Annotated in this window: 18 protein-coding genes; 10 read left to right on the top strand and 8 right to left on the bottom strand. The window is 44.1% G+C overall.

Features of this window, described 5'->3' with window-relative positions:
* Positions 1-819: EamA family transporter (locus tag ACKPQ5_RS06755; protein ID WP_407678338.1), on the top strand; the 819-nt coding region annotated here is incomplete at its 5' end.
* 72 nt (positions 820-891) lie between these two features.
* Here ACKPQ5_RS06755 and ACKPQ5_RS06750 read toward each other — a convergent pair.
* The 7 genes from ACKPQ5_RS06750 to ACKPQ5_RS06720 all read right to left on the bottom strand — a co-directional run bounded on the left by ACKPQ5_RS06750 (position 892) and on the right by ACKPQ5_RS06720 (position 8,339).
* Positions 892-2,304 (bottom strand): ArsB/NhaD family transporter, encoded by a 1,413-nt coding sequence (locus ACKPQ5_RS06750; RefSeq protein ID WP_407678337.1) that lies wholly within the window; start codon positions 2,302-2,304, stop codon positions 892-894.
* Positions 2,301-3,161: a hypothetical protein gene (locus tag ACKPQ5_RS06745; protein WP_407678336.1), complete on the bottom strand. Its 861-nt coding sequence runs from the start codon at positions 3,159-3,161 to the stop codon at positions 2,301-2,303. Before ACKPQ5_RS06745 ends, ACKPQ5_RS06750 begins: the two co-directional genes overlap by 4 nt.
* Before the next feature lie 65 nt (positions 3,162-3,226).
* Complete coding sequence (locus ACKPQ5_RS06740) at positions 3,227-4,273, bottom strand: substrate-binding domain-containing protein (RefSeq protein ID WP_407678335.1); 1,047 nt, start codon at positions 4,271-4,273, stop codon at positions 3,227-3,229.
* Between the two features lie 23 nt (positions 4,274-4,296).
* Positions 4,297-5,112 carry an SDR family oxidoreductase gene (locus ACKPQ5_RS06735; RefSeq protein WP_407678334.1) on the bottom strand — a complete coding sequence of 272 codons (816 nt, stop codon included), beginning with the start codon at positions 5,110-5,112 and terminating at the stop codon, positions 4,297-4,299.
* Between the two features lie 20 nt (positions 5,113-5,132).
* Positions 5,133-6,230: a PfkB family carbohydrate kinase gene (locus ACKPQ5_RS06730; RefSeq protein ID WP_407678333.1), complete on the bottom strand. Its 1,098-nt coding sequence runs from the start codon at positions 6,228-6,230 to the stop codon at positions 5,133-5,135.
* 3 nt (positions 6,231-6,233) lie between these two features.
* Positions 6,234-7,337, bottom strand: a complete 1,104-nt coding sequence (locus ACKPQ5_RS06725; protein ID WP_407678332.1) for an Ldh family oxidoreductase — start codon at positions 7,335-7,337, stop codon at positions 6,234-6,236.
* A 27-nt stretch (positions 7,338-7,364) separates the two neighbouring features.
* On the bottom strand, positions 7,365-8,339 hold the full coding sequence (locus tag ACKPQ5_RS06720) for a phosphoglycerate dehydrogenase (protein WP_407678331.1): 975 nt from the start codon (positions 8,337-8,339) through the stop codon (positions 7,365-7,367).
* A gap of 107 nt (positions 8,340-8,446) precedes the next feature.
* Between ACKPQ5_RS06720 and ACKPQ5_RS06715 the strand changes: the two genes are divergently transcribed.
* From ACKPQ5_RS06715 to ACKPQ5_RS06700, 4 genes are read left to right on the top strand one after another with little or no spacing between them, the layout of a single operon-like run.
* Positions 8,447-9,097 carry a 3-keto-disaccharide hydrolase gene (locus ACKPQ5_RS06715; RefSeq protein ID WP_407678330.1) on the top strand — a complete coding sequence of 217 codons (651 nt, stop codon included), beginning with the start codon at positions 8,447-8,449 and terminating at the stop codon, positions 9,095-9,097.
* A 34-nt stretch (positions 9,098-9,131) separates the two neighbouring features.
* A complete protein-coding gene (locus tag ACKPQ5_RS06710; protein WP_407678329.1) occupies positions 9,132-10,187 on the top strand; it encodes a Gfo/Idh/MocA family protein in 1,056 nt (351 codons plus the stop codon).
* Between the two features lie 16 nt (positions 10,188-10,203).
* On the top strand, positions 10,204-11,094 hold the full coding sequence (locus tag ACKPQ5_RS06705; protein WP_407678328.1) for a sugar phosphate isomerase/epimerase family protein: 891 nt from the start codon (positions 10,204-10,206) through the stop codon (positions 11,092-11,094).
* 58 nt (positions 11,095-11,152) lie between these two features.
* Positions 11,153-11,407: a hypothetical protein gene (locus ACKPQ5_RS06700; RefSeq protein WP_407678327.1), complete on the top strand. Its 255-nt coding sequence runs from the start codon at positions 11,153-11,155 to the stop codon at positions 11,405-11,407.
* On the opposite strand, the gene ACKPQ5_RS06695 is transcribed toward ACKPQ5_RS06700, so the two are convergent.
* Positions 11,400-13,163 (bottom strand): hypothetical protein, encoded by a 1,764-nt coding sequence (locus ACKPQ5_RS06695; RefSeq protein ID WP_407678326.1) that lies wholly within the window; start codon positions 13,161-13,163, stop codon positions 11,400-11,402. The two genes, ACKPQ5_RS06700 and ACKPQ5_RS06695, sit on opposite strands and share 8 nt — an antisense overlap.
* Positions 13,164-13,416: 253 nt before the next feature.
* On the opposite strand from ACKPQ5_RS06695, the gene ACKPQ5_RS06690 reads away from it, so the two are divergent.
* From ACKPQ5_RS06690 to ACKPQ5_RS06670, 5 genes are all read left to right on the top strand, one after another.
* On the top strand, positions 13,417-13,563 hold the full coding sequence (locus ACKPQ5_RS06690; protein ID WP_407678325.1) for a hypothetical protein: 147 nt from the start codon (positions 13,417-13,419) through the stop codon (positions 13,561-13,563).
* Between the two features lie 4 nt (positions 13,564-13,567).
* A complete protein-coding gene (locus ACKPQ5_RS06685; protein ID WP_407678324.1) occupies positions 13,568-13,780 on the top strand; it encodes a hypothetical protein in 213 nt (70 codons plus the stop codon).
* 212 nt (positions 13,781-13,992) lie between these two features.
* Positions 13,993-15,792, top strand: coding sequence for a DNA helicase RecQ (gene recQ / locus ACKPQ5_RS06680; RefSeq protein ID WP_407678323.1), 1,800 nt, complete (start codon positions 13,993-13,995; stop codon positions 15,790-15,792).
* A gap of 757 nt (positions 15,793-16,549) precedes the next feature.
* A complete protein-coding gene (locus ACKPQ5_RS06675; protein WP_407678322.1) occupies positions 16,550-16,750 on the top strand; it encodes a hypothetical protein in 201 nt (66 codons plus the stop codon).
* 488 nt (positions 16,751-17,238) lie between these two features.
* Positions 17,239-17,561, top strand: a 323-nt coding sequence (locus ACKPQ5_RS06670) for a plastocyanin/azurin family copper-binding protein (protein WP_407678321.1), incomplete at its 3' end; no start/stop codon positions are given.

The following is a 17,561-nucleotide window of genomic DNA, read 5'->3' as shown; positions in this document are numbered from 1 at the left end:
ATTGGAAATGCTTTAACTGGAGTTGATCCATACATAGTTGCCACAATTCGGCTTGGATGTGCATCCCTCCTATTCTTGCCCTTCCTCATAACACATGACATTTCGGTGCGTGACCGCGGGCGTCTCATTCTCTACGGTGCAGTCCAGTTTGGATTAATGTACAGTTTATATATGCGTGCATTTTACTATATCCCCTCTCATCTAGTCGCTATCTTTTCGATTTTAACTCCTGTTTATGTTGTTCTGATAAACGATATTCGTCAGCGAAAGTTTTCCTGGCGTTATCTACTCGTTGCAATTTTATCGGTTTTAGGAGCTGGAATTATCAAAGCAAAGGAACTCCCAAGTGGTGATATTTGGATCGGATTTATGCTAATGCAAGGGGCTGGACTCGCCTTCGCATTTGGCCAGGTGGCTTACCGAGACTGGAAGTATAAGAATTGGCAAATTAATGACCGTAATGTGTTTTCACTTTTAACGATAGGAGGTACTATATGTGCCGCCTGCTTTTCTTCTTTGTTTACGGATTGGAGCACATTGGAAATCAACCTAGAACAATGGAAATCAATTCTCTACCTCGGATTTATAGCCTCTGGCTTAGGTTTTTTCCTATGGAATAAAGGGGCAACTCAATCGAATACGGGAACTCTGGCCGCTTGTAACAATGCAGTGGTTCCACTGGCAGTTATTTGTTCGCTCTTTTTCTTTGGAGAAATCAAAAATATTGATACGGATGCACTCTTAACATTGTTCGCTGGTTCAATTCTCATCTTTGGAGCAGTGATAATTGGGCAAAAAATATCCAGAAGGAAAACCTAAAGATTTTCCGAAGACTTATTAAACAAAATCGCAAATCGATGTTACCGAATCAATTCGGCTGATACTCTCTGATTAGGTAGTAATTAACAAATAAACTACCCCAAGGGCCAGTTGGATAATTGCATAGGGAAGTGCCACTTTTACAAACCCGGCAAAAGAAAGTTTCAATCCGTATTTATGAATAATGGTAACTGAAACCAAAGTGGATGCTGACCCGATTGGGGTAATATTACCACCCAAGTTTGAACCAAAAATTACCGCCCACCAATAAGGACTGTCCGGATTGGATGAAATTTCGGGCATCGCTCCTAATATCTTAGCCAACATGGCGGCAAGGGGAATATTATCGGTTACCGAACTGGCCGCGGCTGAGGCGACAAGCAGGGCAGCTGGACCCGCTGAATCACCCAGCCCCATAATGGGCATGAGCCAATCACCAATTAGGTTAAGCACACGGGCATGCTCCATTACATTAATTACCGCAAATAAGCAGACAAAGAAAAAGAGTAAGTCCCAATCAATTGTCTTATAAAACCGATCCGCTACTGACTTGTAGCGAACGAGCATTATGCCAGCAAAGGAAAGTGCCACAAAGCCAAGTCCGAGCTCGTTGACCACAGGCAATTGCGAGGTCATGGCAACAGTTCCAATAAACACAAAAGTCATAATGGCTCCAAAGCGGAAAAAACCGGGCGACTCAATTCCTTCGTTCTCATCAAATCCAGCCACCAAATTCTTAGCGGAAGTTTTTTCTTCCTCGGTTTTAAGTGAACCGATCTTGAAAAGCCTGGAACCAAGCCAAAGGGTAACCACGGTGGCAATTACCACATAAGGTGCCGCTTTCAGGAAGAAATCAATAAATTCAATCCCCGCCGTTTTACCCACAATAATATTGGGCACTGAAGAAATAAGGGTGAGCAGTCCTCCAATGTTGGTGAGTAATCCCTCCACCAGAAGAAAACCCAGCAGTTTTTCTGATTGATTGAGTTTTTTAAGAGAGACTCCAGTCAGTGAACCCACGATGATCATGGCGGTAACATTATTCAACACCGCGGAAAAAACCACTGTCATTACCCCGTACAGAATAAGTAGGCGAAGAGGATCACCTGAAGAAAGCTTGGTTAATTTGACCGCGACCCAAGTGAAGAGTCCGGACTTGCTTGTGACATCCACAAACAGGGAGGAACCAAGTATGATCGCGATGACTTCCCAATCCACGCCCGGAATATAAACAGGCAGAGAAATTTTGTGTCCACCAATGACAAGATTACTTACATCTGTAAACGGAAGCAGATTAAACCAGGCACCGAGAAAAAGGGCCACGACAGAAAACAACCCCACAATCAAAGACTTTTTAGCGTGAATCTTTTCCTCCAAAGCGAGGCAGAGAATCATACACACCAGCAATCCTAGAAAAATATATGTCACTCCCGGACTGACAGAATGGGCAGAGGAAGATGCCAGGAAATTCGGTAATATACTCACAATAAAAGAATGGGTACGGAGCGAAGTTCAACCGCGAGAGGATGGGCCATACCATGCATCGCTAATTGATCATCCTCTTTGGCGTGCATAACTAGAAGATCGACCTCTCCCTCTTCAATAAGTTTTCGATAATCCTCCAAACGGGATCCTAATTGAGCCATGCACTCAACTGAAATCCCAAGACCGGCACGTTCCAAACTAGACCGAGCAGACTCGGCAAAATCTTTGGCATCATTAAGCAGTCGGGCAAGCAGAGTTTCCTTGGCCACGTCGGTATCAATATCAGGAATCTTTTCAATCGCATCAAGATAACGGTCAAGGGTAACCTTATCTTCAATATGGCTCAGTAAAAGCTTCCCCCCTTTGGGAGTGAAGGCAGATGCATATTTAATGAGGGAACCTTCCCCGCACATATGACCTGACACCGCCATTACTTTTTCAGGAGACTTTTCTAAAAGTTCAGATGCATCATCCCGATCCGGGTGGGGTAACACAAGAACGGGCGTGGTGGTTACCTGGGTAAGAACATCCAAGTGTTCACCCAGGCTGTATGGCCACCTCCACGACTCACTCCTCAGATTACGATAAGTGAGGAGCAAATCCGGTTGGTACTCTTCGACTTTACCGAGCAACTCCTTAACGGATTGAAAGTCTTTTTTGGAAAGCACCTCCCATTTCGTTTCACCGGGAAGAAGAGTCTTCTCAAAATACTTACGTACCGAGTTTAAATACAATGTGGAATCGGACTCTTCCATATCGGTGACCAACAAAACCTTCCCTAAGGATGGGCTTTCATGAAGATAGATTGTTTTGGCGGCTGCCTTAAAAACGCTTTCGAACTGGTCAACTGTACTCATTATTTAATTTTTGACCATACCATCGACAGGATGAAAGTCCTACAACTTAAAAAATCAAATTTTCCTTAAGTACCAATCAAGTTTGCTTCAACCCGAAATGAATTTCCATTCCATTTTTGCTTTTTCAATGTGGCAAGAAGTTCATCGATCATTGGTTGTATCGGCACTTCAATCGTGGGCAAGGCATGCTTAAAGTAGGGAAGAGAATCTATTTTATCAAATCCAAGCAGGTTAATATCTTGGGGAATAGATAACCCTGCATCCTCTAAAACAGCGGCCATGCCCTGGGCAATCCGATCCGAAGAGGTCAGAATAAAATCATAGTGCTGCTCTCTGATCCTGGGAAGAAGCATATGAGCAAGCTTTTCTCCAATCAGAAAAGGGTTTTGGTCCAATTTGTCACTTTGGGGATTGGGATAAGTATCCAATCGATCAAAACTCTCACAAATCTTGCTCATCTGTGTTCCAGCTTTAAACAGTGCAAAAATCTTGTCGTCCATCAAAATTCGGGTCTTCTCTGGGGCAGTAAAATCTTTAAAAAACTGAGTGTATGCTTTTTCCTTAGAAAAACCGATCAGTTGAGAACCTCCCCGGGTCAGTTCTTTTTCAAGCGAGTCTTCATGAATCCCAAAAGGAAAATTGTATATAATATTGGGCACTACCCGTAATAATTTGAGAATCGATGGGTTCTTCAAATCAACCTCACAAAAGTTGCGGGTCATCGGACTGAGTAGCACAACCAAACTTTCCACTCGCTGGCCCATCAAATCCCGTAATCCTTCGGCGAGTCTCCCTTCCGCACTTATGTGCATTTCAACTGGAATTCCTTGGTCTAAAAAATGGTGATTGAGTTTTTCAATCGCAGTCAAAATATGGGAATATAAAGGACCATGACAGAGTATTCCCACTTTTTTGCGACTGTCTTTTTTGAGTGAGACTGCAGTCCGGTCCGGTACGAAGCCAAGGTCATCCATCGCTTTCTTAATGCGTTCGTATGTAGCCTGCGAAATTCTCTTCTCCTTCCACTTCTCGTTTATAATTGCGGAGATTACCTGCCTCGAAGTCCCTGTCTTCTCTGCCAATTCAGCAGTTGAATAATACTTTGCCTTCATCAATTAACCAATCATACGAGATTTCATACCCCGCAGAAAGAAGAAAATCCGCCATCCACCGCCGCAACGGTTCCAGTTACGAAAGAAGCGGCGTCCGAAAGTAGATAATGAATGGTTCCGTAAATTTCTTCCTGCTCTCCAAAGCGCCTGAATGGAGTTTTGTTGATGACCTGCTGTCCACGCTCGGTAAATGAGCCGTCCTCATTAAGCAAAAGAGCCCGATTTTGATTGGAAATAAAAAATCCCGGGGCCACTGCATTCACGCGGACTCCATCTCCGTACTTTAATGCCATTTCGGTCGCCATCCAACGGGTAAAATTATCGATTGCAGCCTTGGCGTTGGAATATCCCAAAACCCGTGTCAAGGCCTGGCCCGAAGACATAGACGAAAAATTAATTACTGAACCCGTGCCCTGTGCCTTAAATGCTTTGGCAAAAGTAAGTGTCGGCAAAACCGTACCCTTAAGATTTAAGTCCATCACCTGGCTGTAGTCGTCTATATTAAGGTCAAAAATTTCCTTATCCGGGCCAATAGTCGCACCAGGCATATTTCCGCCCGCCCCGTTGATCAGGGCATCGACCCGACCAAACTCGTTCATCACTTTCTCATACCCCCTATTGAGCCCATCTTCGTCAAGTACATCAGTAGTCACTCCCAGGCAATGCTCGGATATCTTTCCCGCCTCTTCCAAGACTGCATCCACTTTAGCCTGATTCCTTCCGAGGTAAGCCACTTTGGCACCCTGCTCCTGTAAATACCTTGCAGTTCCTCCGGCAAGAACACCAGTTGAACCGGTTACGACAAAAACTTTTCCGCTTATATTAAATAATTCTTTCATAGGAAATAAATAGTTGAGATTTACCTTACCACCCGGGCTCCACCACCCCCCATTACTTTTTCCACATCCGCAACAGTCACCATGGAAGTATCTCCCGGTGTTGTCATCGCCAGAGCCCCATGAGCTGCTCCGTAATTTACTGCCTGATCCCCATCATGCCCCTGAAGAAATCCATAAATTAAACCGGAGGCAAAACTGTCTCCGCCGCCGACCCGATCCATAATCTCTAGATCCGGACGATGAACCGCCTCATAAAAATTTCCATCCTGCCAGCAGATCGCACCCCAATCGTTCAGTGTGGCCGTCTTCACGGTACGCAGCGTGGTCGCAGTCGCCTTAAAATTGGGAAACTCGGTCACTACCTGGGTGATCATTTTCTTAAAACTATCCACCTCGATCGTAGAAATTGCTTCGTCCACACCTTCCACTTCAAATCCGAGACAGGCAGTAAAGTCTTCCTCATTCCCGATCATCACATCCACATTCCGGGCAATCGCACGATTCACTTCCTGGGCCTTTTCAATCCCACCGATCGATTTCCAAAGCGATGGACGGTAGTTCAGATCATAAGAAACCACGGTTCCGTATTTCTGGGCAGACTGTACCGCTTCCGCAGTAACTTCTGCAGTGGACTCGGACAACGCCGCGAAGATCCCCCCGGTGTGAAACCAGCGAACACCCTGGTTTCCAAATAGGTCATCCCAATCAATATCTCCGACTTTCAATTGAGAGGCTGCAGTCAGTCCACGGTCAGGTACTCCGACCGCTCCGCGAATACCAAAACCGCGCTCAGTGAAGTTTAGCCCGTTCCTCACTTCCCGTCCGAGTCCGTCATAGGGAACCCAACGAACCAGCGAAGTGTCCACACCACCCTGCAAAATAAAATCCTCTATTAATCGGCCGATCTCATTATCCGCAAATGCGGTAACTACTCCCGTGTCCATTCCGAAGCATCGGCGTAATCCGCGGGCCACATTGTACTCCCCTCCCCCTTCCCAGGCGGAAAAATTTCGTGCCGTTCGTATTCTGCCCTCACCCGGATCGAGACGAAGCATAATTTCACCGAGCGAGACAAGGTCGTAACGGCAGTCAGATTTTGATTTAATGTCGAGACTCATAAATTAATTTCCACTTTTTTCTAAGGCACTTAATTGCCAAGGTTCCGATCCGCACTCCTTTGCAATCAAATTAAATTCTTCAATTTCCTTTTCCGAAAAAAGCAGTCCCCCTGCCTCTTCGGATAACTTCGCAAATTGGGCCTCAATCTGCCCGGGAATAATACATTTTTCATTCCCTTCCCCTAAAATATCATCAAGTACGACTTTTATATTTTCAGACTGATTTCTTCCATGCGCGAATGCCCCGCTACTCAGTGCTTCCGGATGGATAACCTGAAAATAAAAATTAGGGGTGTGCTTATCTCCATCATTCAAATGCTTGCTCCGTAGCGTGGGCTTGGACGCACCAATAAACCCGGCCACCAATTCATTGATCAATGATAAACCATACCCCTTATGAGCACCGAAAGGTTTAAGAGCGGCGACCTGATGGGGGTCTGTGGTTTCATTGCCCTCGGAATCAACCGCAGCACCCGGAGGAAGAGACTTTCCTTCCCTCTTGAGTTGTTGAACCCGCCCCATTGCAATGACCGAGGTCGCCCAATCAATCACAATAGGAAAGCCAAGTGCCTCAGTGGTAGGAAAACCCCAGGAATGGGGATTCGTACCCAAAGTCGGACTACTCCCCATGAAGGGAACCACTTCCGTAATCGCAGCCGTGCAATTAGTGTAGGCAATGTAGCCCTTCTTGGCTGCCTCCATTACATAGCCACCACCCCAAAGATAATGAAATGCGTGATCCACCGAGATTTGCCCAATCCCGTATTTATCTGCCAATTCGATGCAGGCATCCATGGCCTCATAAGCCGTAGCCTGGCCCAATTTATACTGACAATCCCAAACCTGAGAGGCTCCAAAACGACTCTCCTTTTTAATGATTGTAGCCGATGGTTTGCATCCCCCCGCTTTCGATCCAAAAAGATCGTCCAAGTGCAATGCTTTTAATGCATTGTGCGTCCGTATGCCGTGATGGGTGGCGTAGGAAGAAAAGCGAGCCGCGGCATCACACTCCTCCTGGTCAAAACCTCGGTGAGCATAGGCATTTTTAACAAGGGTATTGTGTGTGCCCTCGGGTACTATGTAAAACTGTTCGTCGCTCTGGTTCATGCTTCTGAATGAGTGTGAAAATTTCGATCAAGTGTGGTTTATTATCGGCACATCGTTTGCCTGGGCAAGTGGTTTCTCACCCTTCAAGGCAAGAATCAGATTCTCCGCCGCCATTCCTGCCTGTCTTTGTACGGACTCATAGGTACGCGATCCGATGTGCGGAGTGATCACTGTATTTTTAGCCCGTAAAATCGGGTGGTCAGACGGAGGCGGTTCAATATCGAGAACATCCGCACCATAGCCGCCCACCTTTTCGCAATTTAATGCATCGGCAAGGTCGCTTGAATTGACAATTTCTCCTCGTGCACAGTTCAGGATAATTACCCCGTCCTTCATTTTTAAAATACTTTCCGCATTAATCAAATCTCTCGTTTCATCGGTTAAGTTGACATGCAAGCTGACCACTTCCCCGGCATTCAGTGCCTCTTCAATATTTTCGCAGCGTTTCACATTATACTCACGGGCAAATTTTTCGTCCCAATAAAGATCAAACCCGACCGCTTTCATTCCGAATGCCTTCGCCCGGATTGCGACTTCTTTACCAATCCGGCCCATTCCAATGATGGAAATAGTTTTTCCCATAATTTCATTTCCAGTCAATCGTACCCACTCGCCAGCCGCACAGTGATTTGCCTCTGTAATTAACTGCCTCGACAAAGCAAGAAGCAGAGCAAAAGTATGTTCCGCCACTGTGGTGTGGTTTACCCCGGGGCAAAAAGTAAGCGGTATTTTTTTCTCCGTAACATAACCGACATCAATCTTATCCAACCCAATTCCATACTTGGAAATCACTTTCAAACGGGGAAGAGCCCGGTCGACTACTGCCTTAGTGATTTCATCATCCCCACAGATAAAGGCGTCTACATCCCCCACTAACTCAAGCATCCGGGCTTCTGTCAACGGGCCCCGTTCACAGAGAAGTTCAAACCCGGCTTCACTGAGTTTGTCGTGATGGGGTCCGGGTGTGTCTTGAAAAGAAGTGGTGGTAAGCAGTACTTTCATAAAGGAATAGAATTTATAAACATAAAGGCTTTACACGAGTTAAGCCTGGTGTCAATTTAGTTTAAAAAACTCAGTAACTCGGTCCACCACCACTAACTCTTTTTACTATGAAATTTTGCTTCCTCGTACTTTTCCCGTTTGTTACCTCCCTTTTCCTTTCTCCATTGGGTGCCGAGAAGTCCAAACACAAATGGGTCAATTTGTTTAATGGAAAGGATTTATCCGGATGGCACAACCCCTATTCCCACGGTGAATTTAAAGTGGTTAAAGGAGTGATCGAACTAATCGCGAATAAAAAATTCTTTCTTGCCTACGACCAAAAATTTAGCGACTTCATCCTCGAGGCAGAAATAAAATTGCCTGAAGGAAAAGCGAATTCCGGCTTTCTTTTTCGCTCCCAAAAAAGGGAGAATGGAAGCATGTTCGGCTATCAAGCAGAAGTGGACGGTTCCGACCGTAATTGGTCCGGTGGTTTATACGACGAAGGTCGGCGCGGTTGGATTCATCCGAAAAAACCAATCGTAAATCCATACAACGACGAACATTGGAAAAAGGATAGGAGTGGAGCCTTTAAGCGAAGTGATTGGAACCATTACAAAATCCGCTGTCTGGGCGAGCATATTCAAATTTGGGTAAACGGGGTCAAGACCACCGATTTGAAAGATTCAACTGATGCCAAGGGATTCATTGCGATTCAACACCACGGTGAAAAAGGTCAGGTGTACCGCTTTAAAAATATCAAAATCCTTGAACTCTGACCCTTCGGTCTATTGAAGAGGTACAACTTACAAAATGAAATCTTTTAAAATTGGAATTATTGGTGCGGGCGTGATCGCTGATTTTCACGCCCAAGCCATTCAAGCCATGGAGGGTGCGGAATTAGTCGCCGCCTTTGCCCGTAAGGACGAAAAAGCAAAAACATTCGCGGACAAATACGGCTGTACCGGTTACTCCGACCTAAGTGAATTCCTCCGTCATCCTGATATGGAGGTGGTCACCATTTGCTCAGTCAGTGGTGCCCATCTTGATCATGTCACCGCAGCGGCAGAGGCGGGAAAGCATATCATTTGTGAAAAACCACTGGAAGTCACCACCGAGCGAATTGATCAGATGATCGGGATTTGCGAGAAAAATAAAGTTTCTCTTTCCGGTGTATTCCCACGTCGTTTTAATGACTCCACTTACATTTTCAAAAAAGCAATCGAGGAGGGAAGGCTTGGAAAAATTGTGCTCTGTGACACTGCAATTAAGTGGTGGCGCTCTCAGGAATACTACGACAGCGGAGCGTGGCGCGGAACCTGGAACCTTGATGGCGGGGGTGCCCTAATGAACCAGTCGATCCATACGATCGATCTCATGCTTCATTTATTGGGGGATGTAAAATCTGTATCCGCCTCGGGCGGCTTGGAAGCACACGAAGGAATTGAAGTGGAGGATGTAGCCGTAGCAATTGTTGAATTTAAATCCGGAGCTCGCGGAGTCATCCAAGCTTCCACCGCCTGTTTTTCCAACACCGGGCTACCTGCATCCATCCATATCTGCGGGGACCAAGGATCTATCATGATGGTGGACGACAAATTTAGCGTATGGGATTTGAAAAATCACCAACCCGCAGATGAAAAAATTCTCTCCGAACATGGAGTGTATGAAAATACATCAGGGGCTGGGGCAGCGGACCCCAAAGCGATCGATTTTCTCTGGCACCAGCGAAATTTTGAAAATGCACTCCACGCACTACGTAACGGTGAGAAACCCGAAATCGACGGTACGGAAGGCAGGCGGGCAGTTGAATTAATCACCGCTATTTACCAGTCCATGAAGAACGATGGTGCTAAAATCTCTCTCTAATGTAACAATTTAAATTATGTATTTAACCGGCATTGCGGACGAAGCGTCCCAAAATATTGAAACTCAAATTGAAGTGACCCGACAACTCGGATGGAACGCGATTGAATCTCGCTTCATCAATGGGAAGAACATTCACGATCTAAGTGAGGAAGCATTTGATCAGGTCTGCGAGACACTGGATGGAAGCGGTGTCCATATTAACGCCTTTGGGTCTGCCATTGCCAATTGGGGAAAAGATGTACGTGACGACTTTGCCATTACCGAGGCGGAGATCAACCGAACTATTCCCCGGATGAAAAAATTGGGCACCCGCTTTGTTCGGGTAATGAGCTATAAAGTAATTGAAGGGGTCGAGTTAATGGCGAAGGAACGTATCAGGCGCCTGCAACTCATTCTTGATGCATTTAGTGCTGAGGGGATTACCGTGGTGCATGAAAACTGCATGAACTACGGGGGAATGAGTTGGCAACACACTCTTGAACTTATCGATGCCCTCCCGGGTATAAAACTGGTATACGACACCGGAAATCCTGTATTTAACCGTGACCGATCGAGAGAGGGAAACCATTGGCAGGACCCTTGGGAATTTTATCTAAATGTGAAAGACCATATTGCCTATGTTCATGTCAAGGACTGCCTCAATCCATTACCAGAAAATGGAAACAAGGAAGTATATACCTATCCCGGAGAGGGAAAGGGCCGTGTATTAGATGTGATGACTGACCTGATGAAAAGCGGATATGACGGGGGAATTTCGATCGAACCTCACCTCGCCGCGGTTTTTCATGATGCGGATTCAAACACAGGATCCAAGGAAGATCCGATTGAAATTTACCTCAAATACGGCAGGCAACTCATGGGCATGCTTGATTCCATCGGATATTCTCACCAACCCTACCAACCCTGAACGCACTCGTATGTTCATTCACAAGTTCATTTAGTTTGTTCAAAGCCGAACAATTTTTGTGAATATTCCCGACAGGCTCCTCGTGGAGGCCTTTTGGGAATTGGAAAATAATTTGAACTCGGAAGTCTTTGCAGACTGCAGCGACATTACTTCGAATCCGAATCAAGCCAGAGAACTATACATCAATTTTCGGGCAATGCACTTCATGCTTTTGGAAAAAAACCAAAAAAAGAATGATGCTGCCCAATTGATACGAACCGAGGAAATCTGGGATCAAATGAAAAAGGAAAGCCGAGAGAACGGTCCTATTTAACTTCGTAAAATTCGATGGTGGTGAATTTACGTGCTTCACTTACCCTCGCTTTTAAAACTCCATTAACTACGACAGCATCCGAAACCTGCAATGTTATAGAATTTTGATCACTTCCATCTTTCCGACTGATGTCCTTGGTCACAATATTGCCTCTATACTTAGTTCCTTCCCTGAAACCCTCCCCACGGAAATCGTTCATGGAATGATCATTGTTATAGTGCACCCCATTTTGAATGGTAGAGGGGATGGCAATTTCAAAGGTGCCTTTTCCATTCGCACCTCCTGAGTAAACTAAAACAGTAAAACTATTTTTAGTCCGATTATAAGACGAAATTTTGTATTGTTCCTTACCTGTCATACCATTTCCAGAAACAAGAATATCATTCCCATCCTCCCCTTTAATCGCATGACGGATGACCTCATCCGAACCACCTGCAAATTGAGAATACCAACGCCACACATAATAATGCAGATGATTGGGATCGCCCGGATTGATGTAATCTTCAACCGTGAATGGTAATCCCTTCGCATCATTTTCCACCGGTTGAAAAGTATCATCCGATCCACCCCGTAAACCAAGCTTACGGGTAACAATATCCGGTCCTCCGTCATTGGATGGAATCACCCATTCGGGTTTTAGTTTCTTCACTCTTCCATTATAATCCACCCGCTTGACCAGTCCCATCGACCAACGGCTTGAATTATCGCACCAGGGCATGTTCACCGTGTTCAAACCACGCTCCAACACTTTACCAAAAATGGTCACTGTCTTATCAAACGCATCGACCTCATTTTTAACGCCATCTCCATTTACATCATGGTTATTGGAGGAATTATCCCATACAATCCAAGACTCCGAAGAGAGAACTGATTTCGATAAATAATTCGCCTTATCCAATTTAGAGCGAGCCAAATCATACTGAGTCCAGCAATTGGGGATGATCTTGCCATCCATTTTGCCATATCCATTGGAGTGGTCCGAAATATTCAGATTTAAAGCATCCACCACATCCATCATTTCCTTATTGGCAATCAATTGATTGTAGTAATCATCCACCGCTACTGCGCCCACACCCTTTAAACCTTCACGTGCCCCACAAGGCTGGCAGGGAGAAGTTCCCGAAGTCGATATGATGACAGGTGTTTTTGGCTCTGCGTCGTACACCTTGCGAATCGCTCTTCCACCATTGGTGAAAACCTCGTTAATAATAAAATTCATATCCGCCTGGTTCATCATGCCCTGCAGGTTGACCTCATGATAAAGCTGGAAGGCATCTACCCTACCCTTAAAATGTGTTGCCATTCGCTTAGCAAATTCAGGATATTCCCCCACCCTCGGTTTCCAGGCTCCTGGTTTCCCCGATTCGGACGCCCATCCCGGACAGTGCCACATTACCAATTCCGTTTTGACTCCCCGTGCTACGCAGGCATCCACTGCATTTTCAATCGCTTTCAGGTACCCGGAAATATTATTCTTATAATCCGTGTGCTTCTCAGTCGGTTCTGCCGCATTCCAACTCACCCAAAACTGTGCATAACTACTATGTTCAGAAATCAGGGGTCTATTCGCATCATTCATATCACACCCGTTCAGACCGAAAGGTTGCCAGCGTACTCCGACATGAACATGATCTGTAGTCCATGAATAAGGCTTAACCGACTCTTTCTTTGCATTTGCGGCATTGGACTCTTTGAGAAGTCCCATTGAAGAACAAACCACAACAAGAGCGTAAAAAAGGAACGAACGAATAGACATAATATTAGTAATGTTAATGTTTGGGAGGGAGTAGCTTAAAGGCTTACAATAGTAAATTGATCACGACCAATAACAAATAAACATATTAGCAAAAATACCAACTCGAGTGAAGCTTAAAACCTAATAAAACCCTATAGCATCTACCTATTGTAAAAGAAAAAGTTTGTTTCTCGAACGAATCACAAACTTCGTCAATTCAAGTTCCAAACGATTCATCATCGAAGATAGTGAAGAAAGAAACAACCACCATGAAATGAAGTATGTTATTACCATTCACCCACCCGCAGGAAAGGCTTACGGAGGAGCGGTTCGTCCGAATTTGGCCCAATTTCACCTTGATGAGAAATTAGCACTCAACAGCCCCTTGGCTAACACCATCATTTTAATATCACGAATCTAAAAATGTGGTTTTCTTTCAGGTGGAAATGATTGAGGTGACTACCAATGACCAGGAGGGAGGGATTATACGCATCGATAAAGAGTACAATGAGAAACTGAAAATACAAAAAAGAAAAGACGCCCTTCAGGCAGGTTCAATCTTGACCATACAAGAGGAGCAACCCATTCGGCGGTATTGGTTTTGCCGAAAAGAGGACCTACAAGTCCATAGCGGGTAGTGACAATTGGAAAAGATCGGAGAAGAATCTCGAAATGAAAGCAACTAAACCCTGTTGACTTAATAAAATCTGACTCAAAATCCCGATAAATTCTTTATTGGCTCGACGGAGTCCAAGAAGTGGCAAATAAGGTATTTGTTTATTATTTCAGTTCGGTTCATTCCTCAATCAATTCTCATTTATTATCATCCTAAATCACCGTGCATCAATCCGTGAATAATCCGCTGACTATCCTCAAGCAGACCTACGGTTATGGTCAGTTTCGGGGGCAACAGGCAGGGATTATTGATCATGTCGTCCAAGGGGGAAGTGCTTTTGTCCTGATGCCCACTGGAAGCGGAAAATCACTCTGCTACCAAATCCCCTCACTTTGCCGGGAAGGAGTGGGGGTAATTATTTCTCCTCTGATCGCCCTGATGCAGGATCAAATCACTGCACTTGAACAGCTCGGTATTTCTGCAGGTGCCATTAATTCCGGGATGCCTTATGGAGAGGTACTCCGGGTCAGGCAGAAGCTGGAAAATAATCAGTTAGATCTATTATATGTTGCCCCCGAACGTCTGGTCATGGAGGAATTCCTTGAATTACTAGATCAGGTAAACATTGCCCTCTTTGCGATTGATGAGGCTCATTGCGTATCCCAGTGGGGCCACGACTTTCGCCCGGATTACACTGCCCTTTCCCTTCTCGCCAGGCGGTTTAAGGGAATACCCCGGATTGCCCTGACCGCCACGGCGGATAAGGCGACGCGAAAAGACATTGTTGACCGGCTGAAACTTGGGGATGGAAAAACTTTTGTTGGTGGGTTTGACCGGCCGAATATTCACTACTCCATTTTAGAACGAAATAATCCGAAAAAACAGGTTTTTGATTTTATTAAAAACAATCACTCGGAGGACAGCGGGATCATTTACTGTATTTCTCGGAAAAAAGTCGAGGATATGGCCGAGTGGTTACAGGGAAAGGATATCAATGCCCTCCCCTACCATGCCGGTCTGACTCCCCAGGTAAGGAGCCGAAATCAGGACCGTTTCCTGCGAGAAGACAATATTATTATTGTTGCGACTATCGCATTTGGCATGGGGATTGATAAACCCGATGTTCGTTATGTTGCCCACATGAACATTCCCAAATCAATTGAGGCATATTACCAGGAAACCGGACGGGCTGGACGCGACGGACTGCCTTCCAATGCCTACATGATTTATGGAATGGATGATGCCGCCATGCAGCGAAACTGGATCGAAAACTCGGAGGCCCCGGATATCCAAAAACGTATCGAAAATCAAAAACTCAACGCCCTACTCGGGTTGTGCGAGGCCGCAATCTGCAGACGGCAAATACTGCTTGAATATTTTGACGATACCGGTGAACCATGCGGAAATTGCGATACCTGTGACACCAAACCGGAAACCTTTGACGGTACTATTGCAGCCCAAATGGCTCTTTCCGCAGTATTTAGGACGGGACAAAGATTTGGCATGGTCTATGTGGTCGATGTATTGATGGGTAAGGTGGATGACCGTATCCAACGATTTGGACACGACAAGCAAAGCACATTTGGGATCGGGGATAAACTGAGCAAAAACGAGTGGCAGAATATTTTCCGACAGTTGGTTTCGCAAAACCTTCTCATGGTCGATGTCAATGAACACAATGGAATCAAGATTACGGAGAAAGGATTTCTTTTTCTAAAAAAGAAAGAAAGTGTCAACTTTCGTAAATTGACAGAAAAGCAAAAAGCCAAAAAAGAAAAATCAGGTAAAAAGTCTAAAGTCGTGCTGGATAATGATCTCGATCAGTCACTCTATGAAAACCTCAGAACTGCCCGTCAGCAAATGGCTAAAAAGAGACGGGTTCCCGCTTATGTTATTTTCAACGATAAAACTTTAATTGAACTCGCCCAAGCAAGACCCCAAAGCTTTGAGGAAATGCTCGGTATTAGCGGGATTGGTGAAGCAAAATTAAAAAAATTTGGTCAAACCCTCCTCGATGTGATCCTTACTGGCTAAATATTGCACCGGCATCATTAACAGAGGCTTGCTTGGCCTTTGAAGTAGATTAAAACTACCTAAACTCCCACTCCACCACTGATCCCTTTGAGTCATCCTTGGTTATTAGTAATAGGGACAGGATTCTATGGAATCGTTCAATTATTAAATATTTAGAGCTTTTAGTTACCGGAGTCGAATGTGTTCCTAAATCCTGTGTATTCATTTTGAGAAATTTGTAAGATAAAGGGCTAATTTAAGAAATGCTGTAACTTATTATTTATATACAACACCACCTAACTTACTAAAATATTTTGAGGTAAAATCTGCATTAAGTACAATTCCTAAATAACATGTTTTACAATTTAATAGATCGGCTCAGAAACAATTTAAACTTAACCCCCGATGAAGCTTTAAAATCAGATTTTATAAAAGAGCTCTGCTCGGACCTGATTCACGGTCATGTGGTTATCGTAGATTCTAATCGGAACCAAGTTTTTAAGATCAAGGATGACTCGCAATTTACAGATTCTTTTTAAACCTTCTCTTTATGATCTAGTACAATTTTCAATTTTTCAAAAATCCCAGTCAAATCATTATTATTTAGCATTTTAAAAGTCAGGTTCAGGGAGGAATTAAATTTAACTTGATCACCCTGCTATTTGATACTTATGCATAGTTTATATTTCAAATTTAAAACCATTTCATCTATCCAGATAAAAAATAAATTATTTTTATTTCCGTGTAAGAAATTCAAAAAAGAAAACATTACTATTATATGTTTAACGAATTAATTGACAGATTTGGTTCAAACTTAGGTTTGAGCCCAGAAGAGGCAATGAAGTCAGACTTAGTAAAAAAACTTTGCTCCGCTTTAGTTCATGGGCAGTTGGTTGTAATTGACTCGAACCAAAGCAAATCATTGACATTTGATTTAGAAGAAATTCAACAGAATTCAACTGAACTGCCTAACGAATGAGCCGGGTAAAGTACCAAATTAATTAGTACTGGGACTCAAATTTATTCCCGAAACCACCGATCTCTTCAAGACATTCTTGTTTAAGAGTATCAATACTTTCCGCGTTTAAGAATTCTGACTGACTACTTTCAGTGTCTTCTTTTTAAGAATGAGACCCCACAATTGTATTCTATTTACAACTCCCCATCATTATTGTTTAAGAGTATCAATACTTTCCGCGTTTAAGAATTCTGACTGACTACTTTCAGTGTCTTCTTTTTAAGAATGAGACCCCACAATTCTATCCTATTTACAACTCCCCATTCCTGAAAGGGTTTTTCTCTAGAAAGTTTCTATTAATATAAAAATAATTTATTAAGAGTTAAAAATCAGTACCTAGCTAAAGAAAGCAAACAGTCTGACTATTAAAGACTGAACGAAAGGAACGAACGGTTAAAAAACATTTACTTCGAATTGGATTTTTTTAATTCACCAATAGATAACTGAAAATGAATTATTTATCTATCATTACTCTATCATGTTTGCTTTTTACAAACCTTCAGGCAGCGACCAAGGTTTCCATATCCGGAAACGATCAAATGCAATTCAGCGTAAAAGAATTTGAGGTCAAGGCAGGGGAGCAAATTGAATTGGAATTCAAAAACGAAGGTACATTACCCAAGATTGCGATGGGCCATAACATTGTCATCTTAAAGGAAGGCGTCTCCGCAATCGCTTTCGGAGGTAAAGCACTACAGGCCGGTGCGAATGCGACCAATGCCCTTCCAGACGCGGTAAAAACCGACGTAATTGCTTACAGTCAATTATTGGG

Source organism: Candidatus Seribacter sulfatis, assembly GCF_964187635.1.
In the GTDB taxonomy this organism is placed as follows: domain Bacteria; phylum Verrucomicrobiota; class Verrucomicrobiia; order Opitutales; family Seribacteraceae; genus Seribacter; species Seribacter sulfatis.
The sequence above is the reverse complement of the archived record's forward strand: the minus strand, read 5'-3'. Positions and strand labels throughout refer to the sequence as shown.